The 2,062-nt window shown below is 62.1% G+C and carries 2 protein-coding genes; both read left to right on the top strand.

Translation table 11 applies throughout. The features are described from left to right. The first annotated feature begins 99 nt into the window (after positions 1-99). Positions 100-945, top strand: coding sequence for an aldolase (locus tag RMN95_RS02240; protein WP_309615333.1), 846 nt, complete (start codon positions 100-102; stop codon positions 943-945). After that, positions 942-2,062 (top strand): Gfo/Idh/MocA family oxidoreductase (locus RMN95_RS02245; protein ID WP_309615334.1); only part of this gene is annotated, 1,121 nt, incomplete at its 3' end. The genes RMN95_RS02240 and RMN95_RS02245, both read left to right, overlap by 4 nt.

The raw sequence follows: 2,062 nt of genomic DNA on the forward strand, positions 1-2,062 counted from the left end.
GCCGGTTGGACAGCGTTGTTGCGGCGCAGTTACTCTGGCACAGCGGAGGCCCGATTGAAACCGGGATCCCCATCCCCATTCAAGGAGAGTTCACGTCTCATGTCACAATTTCGGCTGAATCGGTTCTTCAACGCCACTTCCGGTAGGGCGCTTGACGTTGCTGTCGATCACGGCTTCTTCGGGGAGGCTTCGTTCATCACCGGCATTGAGGATATGGATGCTGTTGTGGCCACCCTCGTGCGCGCCAACCCGGATGCGGTTCAGCTCACCCTGGGCCAGGCGCGGATTCTGCAGCGTATCCCCGGCAAGCAGAAGCCTGCCCTCGTGCTGCGCACCGACGTCGCCAACGTCTACGGCAATCCGCTCGATGAGCACATTTTCAGCCACCATCTGCCCAACGCGATTGAGGAAGCGGTGCGGCTTGATGCCGTGGCGGTATGCGCGAACCTCATGCATCTGCCCGGGCGCCCGGAAATTCGGGAGGCCAACATCCTGTCGATCATGGCGTTGCGTGAGCAGGCCACCCGCTACGGGATGCCGCTCATGATCGAACCCCTCGTCATGCAGGACAACGCGAAGGCGGGCGGTGGGTACATGGTCGATGGCGACACCGCGAAGATAGTCACCCTGGTGCGGCAGGCGAAGGAACTCGGCGCTGACCTCATCAAGGCCGATCCCACTGACGACATCTCTGAGTACTCGAGCGTGATCCAGGTTGCAGGGGATGTTCCTGTTCTCGTGCGCGGCGGCGGACGAGTGGATGACCGCACCCTCCTCGAGCGCACCGTGGCCGTTCTCGACCAGGGTGCCAGCGGCATCGTGTACGGGCGTAACGTAATCCAGCATCCCAAGCCCGCCGGCATCACTGCGGCCCTCATGGCGGTGCTGCACCACGGGGCGAGCGTGGACGAGGCGCTCGCAATCATCGAGAGGAGCGCAGAATGAGCGCCAAGATTGTCAACGTCGCAATTATCGGCGCGGGTCTTATGGGTCGCGAGGTTGCCGCCGCCATCCAGCGCTGGCCCGCTCTCATCGACCACCCGGTACGCCCGCGGCTGACCGCGGTCTGCGACATCAACCCCGCAGCGCTCGACTGGTTCGACGAGATCAGCACCGTCATGACGAAAGTTACTGATTATCACGAGCTTCTGGATGACCCCACTATCGATGTCATCTACGTCGCCGTTCGTCACGACCTGCATGAGCAGATTTACACCGACGTCATCGCCGCCGGTAAGAGTCTCCTGGCGGAGAAGCCGTTCGGCATTGACGCGACTGCTGCGCAGGCCATTCTCGCGGCGGTCGAAGCGCATCCCGAAAGCTTCGTTCGCTGCTCCAGTGAGATGCCCTTCTTCCCGGGCGCTCAATGGGCGATCAACTACGTGCAGAGCGGGGCGCTCGGAACCATCGTCGAAGCTCGCAGCAGCTTTCTTCACGCGAGCGATGTAGACACAACCAAGCCCATCAGCTGGAAGAGGCAGAACACATTCTGCGGTGAGGCCGGCGTGCTCAACGATCTCGGGCTTCACACCTGGCACGTACCACTGCGGCTCGGGTGGGCTCCAGAGACTGTGTACGGCATGCTCCAAAACATTGTCACCGAACGTCGTGGGCCAGACGGGCAGCTTGTGCCGTGCGACACCTGGGACAACGCCGTTCTGCACAGCTGGGCGACACACAAGGGCGAGCGGTTTCCGCTCACGACCGAGACCAAGCGCATCGACCCCGGACAGAAGAACACTTGGATATTCGAGGCGATAGGCCTGAGTGGCGGTGTGCGCTTCAGCACCAAGAACCCCAAACTCGTGGAGGTGTTCACCGTGGCAACCGTGCCCGGTATCGGTACCCAGCAGGTCTGGCAGCAGCTCGATGCAGGCAGCCAGTCGGTATGGCCCACAGTCACCGGACCCAATTTCGAGTTCGGATTCTCAGACTCGATCCTCCAGATGTGGGCGGCGTTCCTCGCGGAACGCGAGGGCAAGCTGGGTGACGGGTTCGGCACGGTCACGCCACACGAGGCAGCAGCCACTCACGATATCTATCGCGCAGCCATCCGCTCGAA

It is taken from the genome of Salinibacterium sp., assembly GCF_031364185.1.
Classification (GTDB): domain Bacteria; phylum Actinomycetota; class Actinomycetes; order Actinomycetales; family Microbacteriaceae; genus Rhodoglobus.

Coding starts and splice junctions, on each gene's coding strand:
- RMN95_RS02240 (WP_309615333.1), top strand. CDS start 100: ATGTCACAATTTCGGCTGAATCGGTTCTTCAACGCCACTTCCGGTAGG.